This is a genomic window from [Phormidium] sp. LEGE 05292, assembly GCF_015207735.1.
GTDB lineage: Bacteria > Cyanobacteriota > Cyanobacteriia > Cyanobacteriales > Aerosakkonemataceae > Floridanema.
On sequence record NZ_JADEWG010000076.1, the window covers coordinates 14,240 to 31,835 of the forward strand.

A 17,596-nucleotide genomic window follows, 5' to 3' on the forward strand; every position below is an offset into this window, starting at 1 on the left:
CGTAAACGAGCTTTTTGAGGAAAAGTGCTCAGTTTTGTGTTCAGTTGATGCTCAGTACTTAGATTGCTACCGTTTAATCAAGAAGTACCAGGATAAGTGGTATCGAAATGAGAAAATAGCTTGAGTTAAAAGAGGGCTCACCAGGAGCAAAGCAAAGGGAAAAGCTATGAATGATAACATAAAGCGAATTGAAGGATAGAGAAATCCCACTTGCAATCCCAGTCCCAGGACAATGCCTAAACCGCTGCACAAAATTGTGTTTGCAAGGGCGAAAAACCGAGAAAACCGATGTTTTAAGTGACTTCTCACCACATTAACAGCAACCGCCAAACCCACCCATCCCATCACAAATCCTAAGAAAAAACCACATAATATAGAACCACACAAATAACTGGAAAATCCCCCATCAGTCAATCCGAACGCATTCCCAAGTCCCATCAACAACAACCCGGATACGGAAACAGAAGTTCGCAAGGCACTCATCATTAATTCGGGGTGAGAAAATTCTGCCCCCCATCCCACCATTGAACCCAGCATTATTCCAATTACTGCTCCGCCAGAAATCAACAATCCTAAACCTACAACCGAGTAACCTAGCCATCCAGCCACTATACTAACTATTAGCAACCATAGAAGAGAAAGAATTGGCAGTTGCTTGCAAGTAAGCTTTACTGTCTGCACTTGCAAAATCAGCGTGTAAAGTTTTGTAGTGGCATTTGTTTCTAACAATAGCCGACGGCGATAAGTTTGATTAATTCGCAATAACTTAGTATTTACAATCACTTGAAATTCTACTCGATTTCCCTCAAAAGAAGCAGGTTTAAAAGAGATCCAAGCATGGTTAGGAGGAAGACAAAGCGGATCGTTTGGATGCCAACCAACTCGCCAACTTCCTTTGAGAATTGTGTCGGGAATTCCATTAGTAATTATGAAGCGTTGCACGAGTATTTCTTGAGGTTGAGTTGCTTTTAACTCTAAATGTTGAGGAACACCTCTGATTTCTGGTAAGCGCTTCCATTCGATTCCTTCCAATGCCTCTAAAGCTGCCGCCGCATTTGGATAGCGTTCATGGCGATTCGGCTGCACCATTGTATAGAGCCACTCTATGAAGCGCAAACTCAAGTCTGTTGGCATCAAATGCTGAAATTTAATTCTTTTGTGACGATCGAATAAGTCTTTGACCTGATTAGTTTGAGCCAATAGACAAATCAGGGTAAAGCCAAGGCTGTAAAGGTCGGTAGTAGTAGTTACGAACCGATTGCATAATTGTTCGGGAGCTAGAAAATATTGGTTGATTCCGGTTACAGATTCTAAGCTTAAGCGGAAATTGATTAAGTTAACTTCCTTATCTTTAACTAAAATATTTTCCGGTCTGATTGCTTGATGAACTACCGCTGGATTGCGAGATTGCAAATAAATTAAAATTTCTAAAATTGAGATAGCTATATGCTTAATCTCCTTGGCAGGTAGTTTGTTGGATATATTTAAAGGTCTGGCTTGTTTATACTCTTGAACTAACCAAAAACTGCTGGCAGTTACAAAGCTATCTAAATAAGGTAAAATACCCGAATGCTTTAATTTAAGTAAATTGTCTATTTCGGCGGCAATATTTGCCCAAGATAAGTTAGATGGGGTTTTTGACCAGGAAAATTTGTGCAGAAGGACAACTTTTTCACTATTAGTTATTTTCGCCAGATAAATCGTTCTTTCCAAACTGATTTGCCAAGTAAGTTTACCGATAATTCGATAGGGAGGATGAGGCTGCACATCTAATTGTTTTTGATTTAAATTCTGCAATGAATTCATGATTAATCCTCCTAAAATTAGGTCAAAATTAGACCAAAAAATTAGCAAGCCCAAACTAATCTGATTGCCAATTCGTGTAATGATTTGGCATCAGTATAATTACTAGTATTTGTGGAGCGCAGCTACTAAGTTATCTGCACTCGCTTCCAGTTAATTTCAATAAACTATTGGATATAACTTACCCACTTTTGGAAAATCTCTATCAGTGTTACGGAAAAAATACGTAAAGCTTTCTATCCGGCTGACTTTCACTAGATGTTTATACTGATGATGCGACTAAGCATAGTGCCGAAAGGTTACTTATTCAGGCGTAACCGAGAGCGTTGAAAATCAGAACGACATCCAGGAACATCAAATCTGAACATACAATATCCTACAAAGAGCAAGTTCTGTTAAGCCAAAATAGAGATAACTTGTTCACTTCCCAGATCTATGTCAAACTCGCTCAAAGCATCACCAGCAGGATTAATTATTGTAGATAAAGTGCGTCAACGTCGCGGTTGGACGAAAACCAGCACTGCTTGTTGGTGGCAAGATGCTCACACTTCTAAGGCTACTTTACGACGATTTTGGCAAGGAGAACGTATTCAACGTGAAATTTTTATTGCTATTTGCCAAGCAGTTGGTATTAGTAATTGGGAAGCAATTGTAGATTTATCTGATATTTCCTCGATTCCTGACTCCCAACCTTCTACTCCTTTTTTAGATTGGAATGAAGCCCCTGATATAGAAACTTTTTACGGAAGAAATCAAGAATTAGAAGACTTAGAACAGTGGATAACGGATGGCTGTAAATTAGTAACAATTGTCGGAATTGGTGGGATTGGTAAAACTTCATTGGCGCTGGCTTTAGCAGACCGAATTCAGGCAAAATTTGATCGTTTAATTTGGAAATCGCTGCTCAATAGTTCTTCTATACTTACTTTATTAGATAATATTTTAAGTATTTTGGATCGCACAGTTATTCAAGATATCGATCGAGGGATAAAACAACTAATTCAATTCTTACAACAACGTCGATGTTTGCTAATATTAGATGGACTAGAAACAGTTTTGTCAAATCAAGAAAATGCGATCGCCTACAATTCCCTCATCCAACAACTAAACCAAACTCGTCATCAAAGCTGCATTATCATAACCAGTCGAGAAAAACTAAATCTAATTGATATTAATCCCAAAGTATTTTGCTGTTTAACTTTACAGGGTTTATCAACAATTGACACTATCAGGCTTTTTCAATCTCAGGGATTTACAGGTAAAGAATTAGGATTATCAGCTTTGATTAAACTTTATCGCGGTAATCCTTTAGCAATCAAACTGATAATTCCTTTAATTCAATCTATATTTGCTGGAAATATCGCTGCATTTCTAAATGAAAATGCTTTGGTAATTGGCGATCGCCTAAACCACATCCTCCAACAACAATTCCAGCAACTCTCTGATTTAGAACGAGATATTATTTACTGGTTAGCAATTTGGCAAGAACCTATTTCTTTTTGTCGGTTACAATCTCACTTTTTAATCTCACTCGATCCAACTATGATTTTGGCGGGAATTGTAGGGCTGGAAAAGCGATCTTTAATAGAAAAATGGGTGAATGAAAACGAATATTCATTCTCATTGCAACCCTTAGTCATGAAATTTGTCACCGATAAATTAGTAGAAAATACAGTGCAAGAAATTAATCAAGTTGTGCCAAGTAATGAGATCGGTTATTTTAAAGTATTACGAACTCATTGGTTGCTGCGACCGGGGACGGATGATATTGCAGGCGATCGTATTCTACACCAACTAAGAGAACAATTATGGCGAAATTATGGCGCAACTCTTCCCGAAATTCTCAATCAAATTTTATCGCTTTTGTCCGATAAATCTCCTTTAGCAATTGGCTATATAGGTTGTAATATAATGGCAATTTTTCACCATCTACACTCTTATATCAATTCTCTGTAAAATTGCGCTTAATCATTAGCCCCTCCCTGTGGACGGGGAGGGATTTGGGGTGGGGTAAAGGGAGCGCATCTTCCTAAAGAATTGCTATTAGATAAAACTACTTTTAACCTTTTTGCCAATACAACTTACGACCACAAACCAAAAGCTTAATAACGAAAACCCCATCAGCAAACACAATCAATCATACTTAAGGGTACTCAATCAAAACAGGCCCTTCTGGGATAAATCGAGATGAAAAAGGGGATTTTTTATTTAACCCTTTGAGAGAAGCAATTTCAATAGGTTTATCTAAAAATTTTAATTCTTGCACTTCCCAAAATACAGCCCAAGTTGGTTTATCAGTTAAAGTAGAAGGCGGGCGAAACTTTTTATTACCTGGATACCGACCATTACGAGAAGGGACATGACCAATATAAAGACCATGCCAAGATGCTTGTGTATGTAAAGGTTGGTCGGCTGTAGAATCGCTGGCATAAATAAATACTTCTACTGATTGTAATTGCCGTAATTCATCGATTTGACGAAACACCTCAAAAGCCATACTACCAAAAGCAAGTTTAACTATTTCATTATTGGGTTCATTGCTAAGTTGAGCAATGGTTTCCTGTCCAGAAATCAGGTGTATTTCTGGAACTGGTGCGAGAATGGCAAAACTATTTGTTACTCCCATAAATTCACATTAATTGAATTATTTAACGATGAGATATATTATACCTTTAATCTGGTAAAATAACTCAATGCAAAAGTTTTAATTAATCTGCCCTTACCCTACTAACGTAAGTTGCTAGTTATTAGCCCAAACGTTTTAGATCATCCATTATCCCCCTTTTGATACCCCTCCCGTCCCCCTTTTTTAGGGGGGCGGAGGGAGGATCAAAAAGGGGGTTAGGGGGAATCTAACCAACAATTCTCTTTCGGTTTTTTGTCCTCCAAGGGCGGAATTACTGATAAAGCCAATGAAGTAAAGGATCAAATCGCCCCTCCGAACCCTGTACCCGCTTCCGTAAAATCTACACTCGCATCTCCTGCCTTGCCCCTTACTACTTAACCTAAAGATTACCCAATCCTTACTTGCCGCTAAACTAAGAGAAATAAAATAAAGACTGCACTTGTAACTTATTTTCGCTCTGGCTCCTTCAATTATCTATAACCTAATTTGATTATGAAACTGAAACGCCGAGACTTCCTGCTATTTTTGGGAACGGGTGCTGCCACAGTAGCTCTAGGTACATATCTTATTAAGCAAAAAAAAAGTATTTTGAGTGGAATTGGCTTTCAACCAGTAAAAGGGCCAATGCCTCTGGATACTCAAGATATTCCAGTAACACAACAAATAGCAGATTTTAGTAACTACGAAGTAAAAGATGACCTAATATTACCAGAAGGCTACACCTACGATGTTGTCGGCACTTGGGGAGAACAAATAGGGAATTCTCGGTTTGGTTATAACAATGATTATTTATCTTTTATAGAAACTGGTAAAAATGAAGGATATTTGACAATTAACTTTGAATATATTAGTGCTGTACCTTGGTTGCAAAATTTTGAGAAAGTCATATCCAAAAAATTACTTGATTCGGAGATTAAAGCTTCCCTAGAAAAAGCTGGCAAAACCGGAATTAATGCTTTTGCTTTACCGCCAGAACAAGCAGAATTAAAGGCGAAAATTCAACAAATTTCCGAAGAAGCTTTAATAGACCAAGGAATTGGGATTATTTCCATTCGCCGCAATGCAGAGGGAAAATGGGAAAGAACAAACTCTGCCGCTGACCGTCGAATTACCGGAATTAGTGGTTTAAAAGATGGAAAATATTTAGATGTTAGTGGCCCTGGTGTGTTTGTTTTTCGGAAAAAAACTGGGCAAGGTTATGTAGATAATTTAGGAGCAAAAATTATTGGTACTTTTGCGAATTGTGCTGGGGGGACAACTCCTTGGGGAACCGTTTTAAGTGCCGAAGAAAACTTCCAAAACCAAGTTCCAGAAGCAGTTTATCCTGATGGTACTTCCTTTGATCCTAGCGAAAACAAATTTGCGATCGGTGAAGGCGAATTGTACGGTCAAGGAAATGTACTGGGATTAGCTGGTAACAAATATGGCTGGATTGTGGAAGTTGATCCAGCAAATCCCGAAGATTATGGGATTAAACATACTTGGTTAGGACGCTACAGACATGAAGCAGTAGGGGTTAGAGTCGAAGCGGGTAAACCATTGGCATTTTATTCTGGGTGCGATCGCAGAGGCGGACACCTGTATAAATTTATCAGCACAGGCAAAGTCCAAGGCCCCAAAGACAAAGCCAACTCCAACCTCCTGCGCTACGGAATGCTCTACGCCGCCCAAATCAACCCCGACGGCACAGGCAAATGGATTCCCCTACAACCGAGTACTCCAGTAAACCCCGTTTTACCCAGTCATTTGGTTGATAGTCTCGTACCCCTACCCAAACGTCCCGAAGGAGGCATCTACAAAGCCAAATCAGACGCAGAAATTGCCAATTTTAAACAAAAATTCAAAACCTTGGGCGGCCTTTACACTGGCACGGCAGAGGAAAAACAAGGCGCAATTCTCATTGATGCTCACTTTGCCGCTAACGCTGCTGGTGCTACCTGTACCGCCCGTCCCGAAGATACGGAAATTGCCCCAGATGGTTCTTTATACATTTCATTTACCTCTGGTACTCCCGGAGGAGATGGTGCGCCAGACAAACGGATTTTTAAAGGGCCAAAAGGCGAAACTCCTTGGGAATATGGTTGGATAATGCACTTAATTGAAGATAAAAATGAACCTGATGCTTTAACATTTCAATGGAAAATGTTAGCTGTTGGCGGAGAACCAATAGCAGGTGGCGCAGGTTTTTCTAATCCAGACAATTTAGTAATTGACAACAATCAAAATGTCTGGATGGTAACAGATATGTCTACCGGAAAACAGAATAATCCGAAAGATAAACAGAGGGTTGGTTCCTTTGGTAATAATTCTATTTGGTTTATTCCCACTACTGGTGCTAATGCCGGAAATGCTTATTTATTTGGCATCGGACCAATGGAATGCGAAACTACAGGGCCATTTTTCACTCAAGATCAACAAACATTATTTCTCTCGGTACAACATCCCGGAGAAGTATACGGAACAAGGCAAAATTCTGCTGCTGAAACTCGCAAATTTACTATGCACACAACCAATGGGGAAAAATTTAGCCAAACTCGCACTATTCCCATAGGTTCTAACTGGCCTGGAAAAGCTGTCAACGACCCCCCAAAACCTGCGGTAGTTGCCATCCGCCGCTTAGATAGTCAACCCATTGCTTAATGGGTAATTTACCTGCTCAATGTCATTAAATAAGTATCCCTTACCACCCCAAAATCTATGTTAATTTCTGTGCCTACATCTCTAAATGCTACTCCTCTCAAACAGCTAACCTTTAGCCGTTATGACCAATTAACATTGCAATCTGATGTTTTATGGAAGATTGAACGGGGAGTTGTTCGTACTTTAACCTGGAGTGAAGATGGAAAACCAATTATTTTGGGATTTTGGGGTTCAGGAGATATTGTGGGGAGACCTCTAACTAATCTGGAACCTTATCAAATAGAATGTTTAACCAGTGTGGAAGTAAATTTATTACCCAGCAATATCTGGTATCAGTTTATGGATGCAGCGATCGCGCATATTAGACTCAGCGAAGAGTTGCTCAATATAGTCCATTCTAGACCAGTTCCTTCCCGTTTATTACAACTACTAGATTGGTTAGCGCGAAAATTTGGTCGCGATGTGGAACAAGGAAAATTAATAGAGTTACCTTTGACCCATCAAGCTCTTTCCGAAGCAATTTGTACAACTAGAGTGACTGTAACGCGACTGCTGAAACAATTTGAAGAGGAAGGAATTTTAAAGCGTCATGGTCGTTATTTGGTATTGTGCCAGCCAGTGCAGAAGCTTAAGCGATCGAATCCCAATACATTACTAAATTAGTAGTAAATGTAAAATTTAATTTGTGTTACCTTAAGTACTGGTAATATATGCCACTTAATTTAGTTATACATTCTTGATGCAATAACAGAGTAATGTATCGCTAAAATTGAGGTTAAAAATTAAGTAGAAACGGTTCGCGATCGGTTTAAGTCAAACTAAAAGACTTGCCGAAAAGCAAATTTAGGTGTGAGGATAGCGAAAAATGTCAAGAACTCTTTGGCAAACTCTGAAACTGAGTCCTGCCGTATTAAGTGCGGTAATTATCGCAGCAAATGGAGCAGTAGCCGCAGAAAATTCAGCCAAACCGCTGCTTAAAGACAATACGGCTGTTACTGACTTACCTGTTGGGACATCTCCAACTCAATCGAATTCCGAACTAGCTGCCTTACCATCATCTGATGTTAGCTCCAACTCCCCAAACAAGGAGCAAGTAGCACAAAACACTGAACCAGGGAATCAGCCAGCAGCCAACAGCACTTTAGATCAAATCGACCAATACAGCCAAGAACCAGTCCCCGCTGTTCAAAGCAGTCAAGGAACTCAGGAAACCCAAAGTTTAGACCAAGTAACTTCCGTTTCACAACTGCGGGACGTAGACCCAACCAGTTGGGCATTCCAAGCATTACAATCCTTGGTAGAGCGTTACGGTTGTATTGAAGGATATCCCGATCGCACTTTCCGAGGCAACCGCGCCATGACTCGTTACGAGTTTGCCGCAGGTTTAAATAGCTGTTTAGATCGAATTCAAGAATTAATCGCCTCACTTCCCGGTGGCATAAGTAGAGAAGACTTAGACCGTTTGCGCCGCTTACAAGAAGAATTCGCCGTCGAACTAGCTAACCTGCGTGGTCGTGTAGATTCTTTAGAAGCTAGAGTCACAGAAGTAGAAGCTAATCAGTTTTCTACTACAACTAAACTCAGAGGTGAAGTAATTTTCGGTGTTGCTAGCGTTTTTGGCGATGACAAAGCAGTACCTTCTAATACGCCGCAGACTTATCGAGGTTTAGAAGACAACCCCATTCTTGGCTACCGCGCACGCCTCAACTTTGACTCTAGCTTCACTGGCAAAGATTTGTTGAGAGTACGTTTGCAAGCTCGTAACATCACTCAATTCGACGGCCCGATTACCGGAACCAGCATGACTCGTCTGAGTTATGACGGTAACAGTAATAATAGCGTCGAGCTAGATGACTTGTACTATCGCTTCCCCATCGGTAAGAATGCCAGAATTTTCTTAATTGCTAACAGCGGTGAGTTTAACGACACCGTTAACACTGTTCACTCGATGTTCGACAGCAGTAGTACTGGCTCAATTTCCCGCTTTGGACGATTCAACCCCATCTTCTACACAGTAAACACTTCCTCTAGTGCTGGAGCAGTACTTAACTTAGACTTTGGATCGATTGGTATAGACCTTGGTTACTTAGCTCCCAGAGCTAACAATCCCTCTGAGAAAAATGGGTTGTTTGATGGTGAATTCGGTGCTTTGGCACAGTTAGTTTTATTCCCCAAAGGCAACTTTAATGTAGGCTTGACTTATGTCCGCTACTATGCACCTGGAAACAGAGTTAACGTTACTGGTAGCACAGGAAGTAGTTATGCTATAAGACCTTTTGGTAATGTCGCCACCTCTTCCGATTCTGTTGGCGCACAACTGAACTGGCGAATCGCTCCGAGCTTTCTCCTTTCTGGTTGGTTTGGCTACACTTGGGCTGAAGCTCAAACAGGAACTTTTAAAGGAGCCAATGCTGATATCATCAACTATGCTGTCAGCCTTGGTTTCCCTGACCTTGGTTTTAAGGGAAACTTCTTGGGGTTATTGGCTGGTGTACCACCTAAAGTTACCAGTAATGACTTAGATGGTTCTTTTCAAAATTTAGCAGCGCCAAACCGGGAAGATAAGAATACTTCCTACCATTTGGAAGCTTTCTATCGCATCCAAGTCAGCAACAATATTTCCATTACTCCTGGTGCATTTGTGATTCTAAATCCAGAACAGAACGACAACAACGATACTATTTGGGTAGGAACAATTCGGACTACCTTTAGTTTCTAAGGGTTTATCCAGAAATTAAAGAACCATTGTAGAGATGTTGTATCCAACGTCTCTACAATGTTTTGTGGAGATTTCATTATTGGCAATTGACCAAAAATTAGAAATCGAGGTAAGATAAAAAATTGTGTGTTTATTTGAAAAGCTATGCACGCGCAAGAAATTATCCGATCGATAGAAGAGTCATATTTGAAAAAGGATCTGCCGCTAATCTATGTCGGCGATACAGTCAAAGTTGGCGTGGTGATTCAAGAAGGTGGCAAAGAACGGACACAGCCTTATGAAGGTGTAGTGATTGCCAAGCGCAATGGTGGGATCAACGAAACGATTACAGTCCGCCGAGTTTTCCAAAATGTGGGTGTAGAACGGGTGTTTTTACTTCATTCTCCCCGGATTTCCAGCATTAAGATTATCCGTCGCGGTGACGTGCGTCGGGCTAAGTTGTATTATCTGCGCGATCGCGTTGGTAAAGCAACTCGCCTGAAACAGCGTTTCGATCGACCCACTACTTAAGAGATGGGGAGATGTTTTTTGCGATCGCCTGTCTGTTGTCAAAACACTCCAGAAGTTGAAGAGGTAATTTGCGAAAAACTTATAGCAAACCAACTCTTTTTGCGCTAGACTAAGATAATGCAATGGAAAAACAGCCAAAGCAGACTCACAAGTAAGCGCTCTTAGTTCAGTTGGTAGAACGCAGGTCTCCAAAACCTGATGTCGGGGGTTCGAGTCCTCCAGGGCGCGTAGTTAACCCAGATTTTGTAGAAGCATCTGGGTTTTTTATTGTGAGTAGCCCGGATAAGTAAACCAGCATTAGCTGAAATTTCGCTAAAATCCGCACAATTTCTCCGCAATTTGGAAAATACAGAGCTATGGTGATTCAGGCAAACACAATATAAAATGGTAGTTTGAGTGGTCAGTAAGGAATAGCATTCTTAAAAAATGCCACAAAACTCTGAAATGTTAATTTTATGAGTTTTTGCGTTGTTTAAGAGTTCTGTTAAATCGAAAGTAAAACGGGGGAATGAAGAAGCGTGGCGAAAAAAGGTGAAGCAGAAACTGAAGAACAACAAGCTGGGTTTAGCGCCGTCAAGTTTTTACAAGGAACCAAAGAAGAACTAGATAAAGTAGTCTGGCCCAGTAGACAGCAGTTGATCAGCGAATCCGCTGCGGTGATTTTAATGGTGATTCTCTCGGCACTTTTGATTTATTTAGTAGACAACTTTTTTGGTTGGGCATCGGCAAGGGTGTTCGGATGAGTTTTACAACAGATGAACCAGACGATCGCGATCGGCAAGAAGCACAATCGGACGCAGGATTATCCGAAGAAGACTTTCATCAAGGGCTTCGTTGGTATGCTGTGCAGGTAGCTTCAGGCTGTGAAAAGCGCGTCAAAACCAACCTGGAACAGCGCATCGAAACATTAGATGTGGCTGATCGAATTTTTCAAATAGAAATTCCTCAGACACCTGCTGTCAAAATTCGGAAAGATGGCAGCAGACAGCACAGCGAAGAAAAAGTTTTCCCCGGCTATGTGCTAGTGCAAATGATCATGGACGATGAAAGCTGGCAGGTTGTCAAAAACACACCAAATGTGATTAACTTTGTCGGGGCAGAGCAAAAACGCCGTTATGGAAGAGGTAGAGGTCACGTTAAACCACTACCACTCAGTCATAATGAAGTCGAAAGAATCTTCAAGCAAGCACGCGAACAAGAGCCTGTCGTGAAAATCGATATGGCTGTGGGAGACAGAATCATCGTCCTTTCAGGGCCTTTTAAAGATTTTGAAGGTGAGGTGATCGAAGTCAGCCCTGAGCGAAGCAAGCTGAAAGCGTTACTATCGATCTTTGGGCGGGATACGCCTGTGGAATTGGAATTTAATCAGGTTCAAAAACAAAGCTAACGAAATAGATGGCGAAAAAAGTTGTAGCAATGATTAAGTTGGCCTTGAATGCAGGCAAGGCCAATCCAGCCCCTCCTGTAGGCCCAGCATTGGGTCAGCATGGGGTGAATATTATGGCGTTTTGCAAAGAATATAACGCCAGAACTGCCGATCAAGCTGGGATGGTGATCCCGGTAGAAATTTCGGTTTATGAGGATCGCAGTTTTACTTTTGTATTGAAAACTCCTCCAGCTTCGGTTTTAATTACCAAAGCAGCCGGAGTAGCTAAAGGTTCAGATCAACCTAATCGGAAGAAAGTTGGCTCCATTACCAGATCTCAACTGCGAGAAATTGCCCAAACTAAATTGCCTGACCTCAATGCGAATGACATTGATGCGGCAATGAATATTGTGGAAGGCACAGCCCGGAATATGGGTATTACTGTTACAGATTAGGGACTGGCTAGGAAATTCTAATTAGCCAAGCAGCAAATTTTTTGTTAACTATATCGGGGGAGAAGGAAGACTTCGTGAGTTACCCCAGGAGATTAAAAAGGTGAAAAAAGTATCGCGCAGACTTCAAGAACTGCGGAAAAAAGTCGAAGAAAAAGCTTATCAGCCGTTGGATGCGCTGAATCTTTTAAAAGAGACAGCAACGGCAAAGTTTCCAGAGTCAGCAGAAGCTCATATTCGCTTGGGTATTGACCCGAAGTATGCTGACCAACAATTGCGGACAACGGTCGTGTTGCCGAAAGGAACTGGTCAAACGGTGCGGGTAGCTGTAATTGCTCGTGGGGAAAAAGTCACGGAAGCGAGTAATGCAGGTGCCGATGTAGTAGGCTCGGAGGAGTTGATCGACGAAATCCAAAAAGGCAGAATGGATTTTGATAAGCTGATCGCTACTCCAGATGTGATGCCGCAGGTAGCAAAACTAGGTAAATTGCTAGGCCCTCGTGGTTTGATGCCATCGCCAAAAGGTGGTACAGTAACATTTGATCTAGCAGCTGCGATCGCAGAGTTCAAAGCTGGTAAACTAGAATTTCGTGCCGATCGAACTGGGATTGTTCATATCCTATTTGGAAAAGCATCTTTCACAGCACAAGATTTGCTGGTGAATTTGAAGGCGTTACAAGAGACGATCGATCGTAACCGTCCTTCAGGTGCTAAAGGTCGTTATTGGCGGACTGTATATGTCTCTTCTACGATGGGGCCATCAATTGAAGTAGACATTAGCGCCCTACGGGATTTAAAAGTAACTGAGGCAGCGTAGTCAGATTTTAGATTTTGGATTTTAGATTTTGGATTTGATTCCCGGTCTAGAATTTAAAATTACCCCAAATCAACAACTGAATAGGTATAGCCAATGACAGCAGGAGCTTTATGGCTTAATTTCCTGCCGAGGTGAACGCCTTCTAGCTTTTCTGTTTGCCACCAATTTTTTGATCGAGTGGCACATTTCAGAAAAATAGGCTAAGCGTGACCCCGGCTGTTGTAGCTGGGGTTTTTAAGTTGCTGGGGATATTTAAAACGGGAAAGGAGGTGAAAGGATAATGGGTAGAACAAGAGAAAGTAAAGATGCGATTATCACCGAACTCAAGGAAAGCTTGAGTGAATCCCAGTTGGCAATTGTCATCGACTACCAAGGGCTATCCGTTGCAGAAATTACTGATTTGCGGCGGCGCTTGCGTCCCAAAGGTGCTAGTTGCAAGGTGACAAAAAACACCTTGATGGGATTTGCAGTTGATGGTGATACCAAGTGGCAACCGATGGAGGGATTGCTGAAGGGTTCCTCGGCGTTCCTGCTGGTAAAAGATGATCTCGGTGGCGCAATCAAAGCTTACCAGGACTTCCAAAAAGCGACCAAGAAGACAGCACTTCGCGGTGGTGTAATGGATGGTAAAGCTTTGAGCGAGGCTGAGATTAAGGCGATCGCAGATTTGCCATCCAAGGAACAACTGATGGCACAAATTGCTGGTGCATTAAATGCCGTGACCGCAAAAATTGCGATCGGAATCAAAGAAGTTCCTGCTTCTGTGGCGCGTGGTTTACAAGCTTACGCCGACAAAGACAAAGAAGAAAGCAATGGTGCTTCCAGCGAAGCCGCTTAGTTATTCGTAATTTGTCATTAGTTTTGAGTTACTCATCTAAACCAATGACAAATAACAAATGACAAACAACCAATGACCAAATTTACTTAATTTTTAGGAGTTTACAATGTCTGCTACAACCGATGAAATTTTGGAAAAACTAAAGGGCTTAACACTGTTAGAAGCTGCTGAATTAGTTAAGCAAATTGAAGAAGCTTTTGGTGTTAGTGCTGCGGCTCCCGCAGGTGGCATGATGATGATGGCTGCTCCTGGTGCTGCTGCTGCTGCTGCTGAACCAGTAGAAGAACAAACTGAATTCACTGTAACTTTGGAAGAAGTTCCAGCTGATAAGAAGATTGCAGTTCTGAAGGTAGTTCGTGGTATTACTGGCTTAGGTCTGAAGGAAGCTAAAGATTTAGTAGAAGCTGCTCCCAAACCTATTAAAGAAAACATCAAGAAAGAAGAAGCGGAAGACATCAAGAAGCAATTGGAAGAAGCTGGCGGTAAAGTTACTGTCAAGTAATCTTGCAATTTTCAGCTTTCTATCACCTGAGTCCCATTGGGACTCTTTTTTTATCAGGCTACTAGTCTACTGGAGTTTAGACATCACACCAAGAGTGCGATGTCTAAACGTAGATTGAAAAGAAAAATATTTGGATTGGAGAACAAATGCTGCCATTGGATGAAATTTTGCAGTTATACTTGCGACTTTTTGGTGTTTGATGTTAGCATCACAATTTAACTTCTTAGTACGAAGTGAAACACAGAGATAGCGGCTAAAGTATATGCAGTTTTACTAACTCTATCAGCCAGTCCTTGAAAAATTTTAATTAAAGGATAAATAATAAAACCAATTGCCAATGCCTCTGCAATAGAGTAAGTAAGGGGCATAGTGAGAAGAATTAAGAAAGCAGGAATTGCTTCTGCTGGATCTTTCCAATTAATGTTTTGCACGCTACTCATCATCAAAAAACCCACCATAATTAATGCAGGCGCTGTAGCGAAAGCAGGCACTGCTGCAAATAAGGGAGTAAATAACACAGAAAGCAGAAACAGGGCTGCTACTATCACAGAAGTGAAACCACTCCGTCCCCCCTCAGATATGCCAGCGGCAGATTCCAGATAGGTCGCGCAAGGAGAAGTGCCCATGAATGACCCAAAGGTTGTGCCTACAGCATTTGCCAACAAAGATTTAGTAGCGCGAGGCAATTCACCATTTTCGTTGATGTAACCAGCCTGTTGTCCCAAACCAGTAAGTGCGCCAATGGTGTCGAAAGAAGTTACAAATAAAAAGGTAAGTGTGACAGACAGAAAGTTCCAGATTTGCTTGGGTGTAAAGTAACTCCAGCCTGTAAATGCCTGATTAATCAAGTCTTTTGGCCATTCAGGTAGGGCAATAATTTTTTCAGGAGAGGGAGCAATGCCTAGTATCCAACCTAACAGCGCTGTAGCGAAAATACCCCATAATATCGCTCCTTTAATATGACGTGCTACCAAAGCAGCGGTCAGCAATAGACCGAAAGCTGAGAGTAAAGTAGCTGGTTGCCTGAAGGAGCCAATAGTTGTTAAGGTCGCTTTACTAGCAACAATAATACCTGCTCCGAGAGTGGGAGCTTCAGGAACACCTGAAAGGCCAATATAGGCGATGAACAAACCAATACCCGCTACTGTGGCGTGTTTGAGGGAAGCTGGAATCGCTTTAATAATTTGGACATGGATATTGCATAGAATCAACGAAGTGAAAATTAAGCTTTCGATGAGGACAGATGTTAGCGCCAACCGCCAGTTCATCTGCAAGTCCAAAACAACTGAGAAAGCAAAAAAAGCATTTAAACCCATTGCGGGAGCGAGGGCAAAGGGATAATTAGCTAATACTCCCATTAAAGCAGTTGCGATCGCCGAAGAAATGGCAGTAGTAAAAAGAAGCTGATTGAACAAATCACCAGGTTGAGTCAGATATATAGCATTTGATAAGATTCTCGGATTCACGACCAAAATGTAAGCCATAGTCATAAACGTCGTGACACCTGCTAGAACCTCTGTTCGGTAAGTAGTAGCTAATTGTTCAAATCTGAAAAATTGAGTTATTGAAGTAGTTAAAATAAATTTGGGCTTGAATAATTTCATAAACTGAAGTGATGATGATTCGTTCCCAATAATAAAGATTAGCCCCTAGTTTGAACTGGGGCTTGGTGAAAAACTTAAATAGACACAACCCTACTTTTAAGTTTGCGAACACATAATATTAATGAGTCGCTAACATCCTCACCTTAAATTTGATCGGCAGTTCCTGATACTGTTGCGTTTAAAGCTTGAAGACCTTGCTCTGCTCCACCAGCAACGGTCAGCACGTAGTTCCCAGCTCCTACTAATGTATTTCCTCCTAAGGTAAGAAGACTTGTTGTAGGTTTACCTCCGTTGCCTATACCATTATTAACGTTAGCAACACCAGTTACCAACTCGCTAGCAACCCCGCCACTACCACCTACTACTGCCATTAAATCTGCATCATCCAATTCTGCATCATCCCATTCTTCAATCAGGTTAGATTGGAAAGCAGCGATTTCAATGTTAGACATAAATTCTCCTTCAAAATTTTTTATGTTTTGTTTTGATGGCGATAAAGCATCACTTACAATACATAAATATTGCATCATTAAATATTGTATGAAAATCGACTTTTAGGTATAAAGAAGCATCAATTTAAAGACTAATATTTCTGTCTTTTGACATAAATAGAGAACTGTTATTGCCTTAGTACGGGGATTTTAGCCAAGTAGGGGTAGATCTAGCGAAGACACTGTTGGCGAATTCATCCCAATGGTAGTTTTCGATCGTATTGATGAAAAATAAGCGTCAGTAGACTAAGGGTTATAGGTGTTAAGAAATGTTTTGCCAACACGCTCGGCGAAACTGCGATCGGGGGATAAGCAACTGTTCCTAAGGTTTTTCCCAAGTTCTCAACTTTGTAGTTGCTGTCATCATCGACAAAAAATGCCACTTTCAAAAAGAACTTTTAAGTGGTAGGATTGAGTAGATTTTACAGAACGGCAAAGTAGGCACTCACGGGTGCGCCCCTACGCCCCTGCTCATTTCAAATCGGCATCCCAAATCGCAATGTAAATTTGATCTTTCTCATCCCGTGTAATTTCGCCTTTCAAAGAACCACTGGTAAAATTTTGCCTCCTTGACTGTCGTTGATAGACTCTTTCGAGTTTCCGGTTAACCTCTTCTCCAACACTACCTAATAGCAAATCGTTTACTGTTTTTTGCATTACCTGAATGTCTACTGATTGGTTAAAAGCTATTTCGGTTTCGCGAATCACTTGACTTTCGGGATCGTATAAATAACCCAAGCTGACTTGACCTGGTAAATAATCGGTGTAGCTAACGGCGCGAGTCTTCCATTGTCCTCTTGTATCGAAAGTTGGTTTCCCCAAAGCTTGTTTAACAGCACTAATCGGTGTACCAACGGGAAATGCGGGAATGTCCTGCTGTCCCTGTGTGGGAGTGCTGGTTGGTACTTCTGGTTGCGTTTGGGTTGGTGTTGGGGAAGGTGTTTCGCTAGCTTCTGAAGTTGGTACGGTTTCGGGTGGCAAGGTAGGTGAAGGCGAAGGCGAAGGCGAAGGCGAGGATACTATTGGGGGTTCCGGTGTAGGAGTTGGCGCTGGTGAGGTAGTTTCCATTGGTGTTCCCCCTTGCTCCCCTGCTCCCCTGCTCCCTTGCGGGGTACGAGTCGGCAATGATGAGGGTGTTTCTGGTCTTGTTCTCCCCTGCTCCTCTGCTCCTCTGCTCCCCTGCTCCTCTGCTCCTCTGCTCCTCTGCTCCCCTGCTCCCCTGCTCCCC

General features: G+C 41.6%; 16 protein-coding genes, 1 tRNA gene, 1 pseudogene and 1 other annotated feature. Of the genes and pseudogenes, 12 read left to right on the forward strand and 6 right to left on the reverse strand.

What is annotated here, in order from left to right:
• Positions 1-66: 66 nt before the first annotated feature.
• Positions 67-1,806, reverse strand: a complete 1,740-nt coding sequence (locus IQ264_RS19795) for a protein kinase domain-containing protein (RefSeq protein WP_193982526.1) — start codon at positions 1,804-1,806, stop codon at positions 67-69.
• 432 nt (positions 1,807-2,238) lie between these two features.
• Between IQ264_RS19795 and IQ264_RS19800 the strand changes: the two genes are divergently transcribed.
• Complete coding sequence (locus tag IQ264_RS19800) at positions 2,239-3,759, forward strand: NB-ARC domain-containing protein (protein WP_193982527.1); 1,521 nt, start codon at positions 2,239-2,241, stop codon at positions 3,757-3,759.
• A 187-nt stretch (positions 3,760-3,946) separates the two neighbouring features.
• Here the strand turns inward: IQ264_RS19800 and IQ264_RS19805 are convergent, their stop codons facing one another.
• Positions 3,947-4,429, reverse strand: a complete 483-nt coding sequence (locus IQ264_RS19805; protein WP_193982528.1) for a hypothetical protein — start codon at positions 4,427-4,429, stop codon at positions 3,947-3,949.
• 492 nt (positions 4,430-4,921) lie between these two features.
• Here IQ264_RS19805 and IQ264_RS19810 point away from each other — a divergent pair, with 492 nt between their 5' ends.
• The 11 genes from IQ264_RS19810 to rplL all read left to right on the forward strand — a co-directional run bounded on the left by IQ264_RS19810 (position 4,922) and on the right by rplL (position 14,273).
• Positions 4,922-7,069 carry a PhoX family protein gene (locus tag IQ264_RS19810; RefSeq protein WP_193982529.1) on the forward strand — a complete coding sequence of 716 codons (2,148 nt, stop codon included), beginning with the start codon at positions 4,922-4,924 and terminating at the stop codon, positions 7,067-7,069.
• A 57-nt stretch (positions 7,070-7,126) separates the two neighbouring features.
• Positions 7,127-7,732, forward strand: coding sequence for a Crp/Fnr family transcriptional regulator (locus IQ264_RS19815; RefSeq protein ID WP_193982530.1), 606 nt, complete (start codon positions 7,127-7,129; stop codon positions 7,730-7,732).
• A 202-nt stretch (positions 7,733-7,934) separates the two neighbouring features.
• The gene (locus tag IQ264_RS19820) at positions 7,935-9,788 is read left to right on the forward strand and encodes an iron uptake porin (protein WP_193982531.1); all 1,854 of its coding nucleotides are present in this window, start codon (positions 7,935-7,937) and stop codon (positions 9,786-9,788) included.
• Between the two features lie 144 nt (positions 9,789-9,932).
• Positions 9,933-10,298 carry a 50S ribosomal protein L19 gene (gene rplS / locus IQ264_RS19825; RefSeq protein ID WP_193982532.1) on the forward strand — a complete coding sequence of 122 codons (366 nt, stop codon included), beginning with the start codon at positions 9,933-9,935 and terminating at the stop codon, positions 10,296-10,298.
• Positions 10,299-10,453: 155 nt separating this feature from the next.
• Positions 10,454-10,526 (forward strand) — tRNA-Trp (locus tag IQ264_RS19830).
• A gap of 290 nt (positions 10,527-10,816) precedes the next feature.
• Positions 10,817-11,041: a preprotein translocase subunit SecE gene (secE, locus tag IQ264_RS19835; protein WP_193982533.1), complete on the forward strand. Its 225-nt coding sequence runs from the start codon at positions 10,817-10,819 to the stop codon at positions 11,039-11,041.
• A complete protein-coding gene (nusG, locus tag IQ264_RS19840; RefSeq protein WP_193982534.1) occupies positions 11,038-11,685 on the forward strand; it encodes a transcription termination/antitermination protein NusG in 648 nt (215 codons plus the stop codon). The genes secE and nusG overlap by 4 nt, the downstream gene beginning before the upstream one ends.
• A gap of 8 nt (positions 11,686-11,693) precedes the next feature.
• The gene (rplK, locus tag IQ264_RS19845) at positions 11,694-12,119 is read left to right on the forward strand and encodes a 50S ribosomal protein L11 (RefSeq protein WP_193982535.1); all 426 of its coding nucleotides are present in this window, start codon (positions 11,694-11,696) and stop codon (positions 12,117-12,119) included.
• Between the two features lie 100 nt (positions 12,120-12,219).
• Positions 12,220-12,933: a 50S ribosomal protein L1 gene (rplA, locus tag IQ264_RS19850; RefSeq protein WP_193982536.1), complete on the forward strand. Its 714-nt coding sequence runs from the start codon at positions 12,220-12,222 to the stop codon at positions 12,931-12,933.
• Between the two features lie 72 nt (positions 12,934-13,005).
• Positions 13,006-13,179, forward strand: a sequence feature (ribosomal protein L10 leader region).
• Positions 13,180-13,213: 34 nt separating this feature from the next.
• Positions 13,214-13,771, forward strand: a complete 558-nt coding sequence (gene rplJ / locus IQ264_RS19855) for a 50S ribosomal protein L10 (protein WP_193982537.1) — start codon at positions 13,214-13,216, stop codon at positions 13,769-13,771.
• A 106-nt stretch (positions 13,772-13,877) separates the two neighbouring features.
• The gene (rplL, locus tag IQ264_RS19860) at positions 13,878-14,273 is read left to right on the forward strand and encodes a 50S ribosomal protein L7/L12 (RefSeq protein WP_193982538.1); all 396 of its coding nucleotides are present in this window, start codon (positions 13,878-13,880) and stop codon (positions 14,271-14,273) included.
• Between the two features lie 215 nt (positions 14,274-14,488).
• Here the strand turns inward: rplL and IQ264_RS19865 are convergent, their stop codons facing one another.
• The 4 genes and pseudogenes from IQ264_RS19865 to IQ264_RS19880 all read right to left on the reverse strand — a co-directional run.
• Positions 14,489-15,877 (reverse strand): NCS2 family permease, encoded by a 1,389-nt coding sequence (locus tag IQ264_RS19865; protein ID WP_193982539.1) that lies wholly within the window; start codon positions 15,875-15,877, stop codon positions 14,489-14,491.
• 143 nt (positions 15,878-16,020) lie between these two features.
• Positions 16,021-16,329: a hypothetical protein gene (locus IQ264_RS19870; RefSeq protein WP_193982540.1), complete on the reverse strand. Its 309-nt coding sequence runs from the start codon at positions 16,327-16,329 to the stop codon at positions 16,021-16,023.
• A gap of 233 nt (positions 16,330-16,562) precedes the next feature.
• A complete protein-coding gene (locus IQ264_RS19875) occupies positions 16,563-16,751 on the reverse strand; it encodes a hypothetical protein (protein WP_193982541.1) in 189 nt (62 codons plus the stop codon).
• Positions 16,752-16,839: 88 nt separating this feature from the next.
• Positions 16,840-17,596 (reverse strand): annotated as a pseudogene (locus tag IQ264_RS19880) (hypothetical protein); the annotation flags it as partial.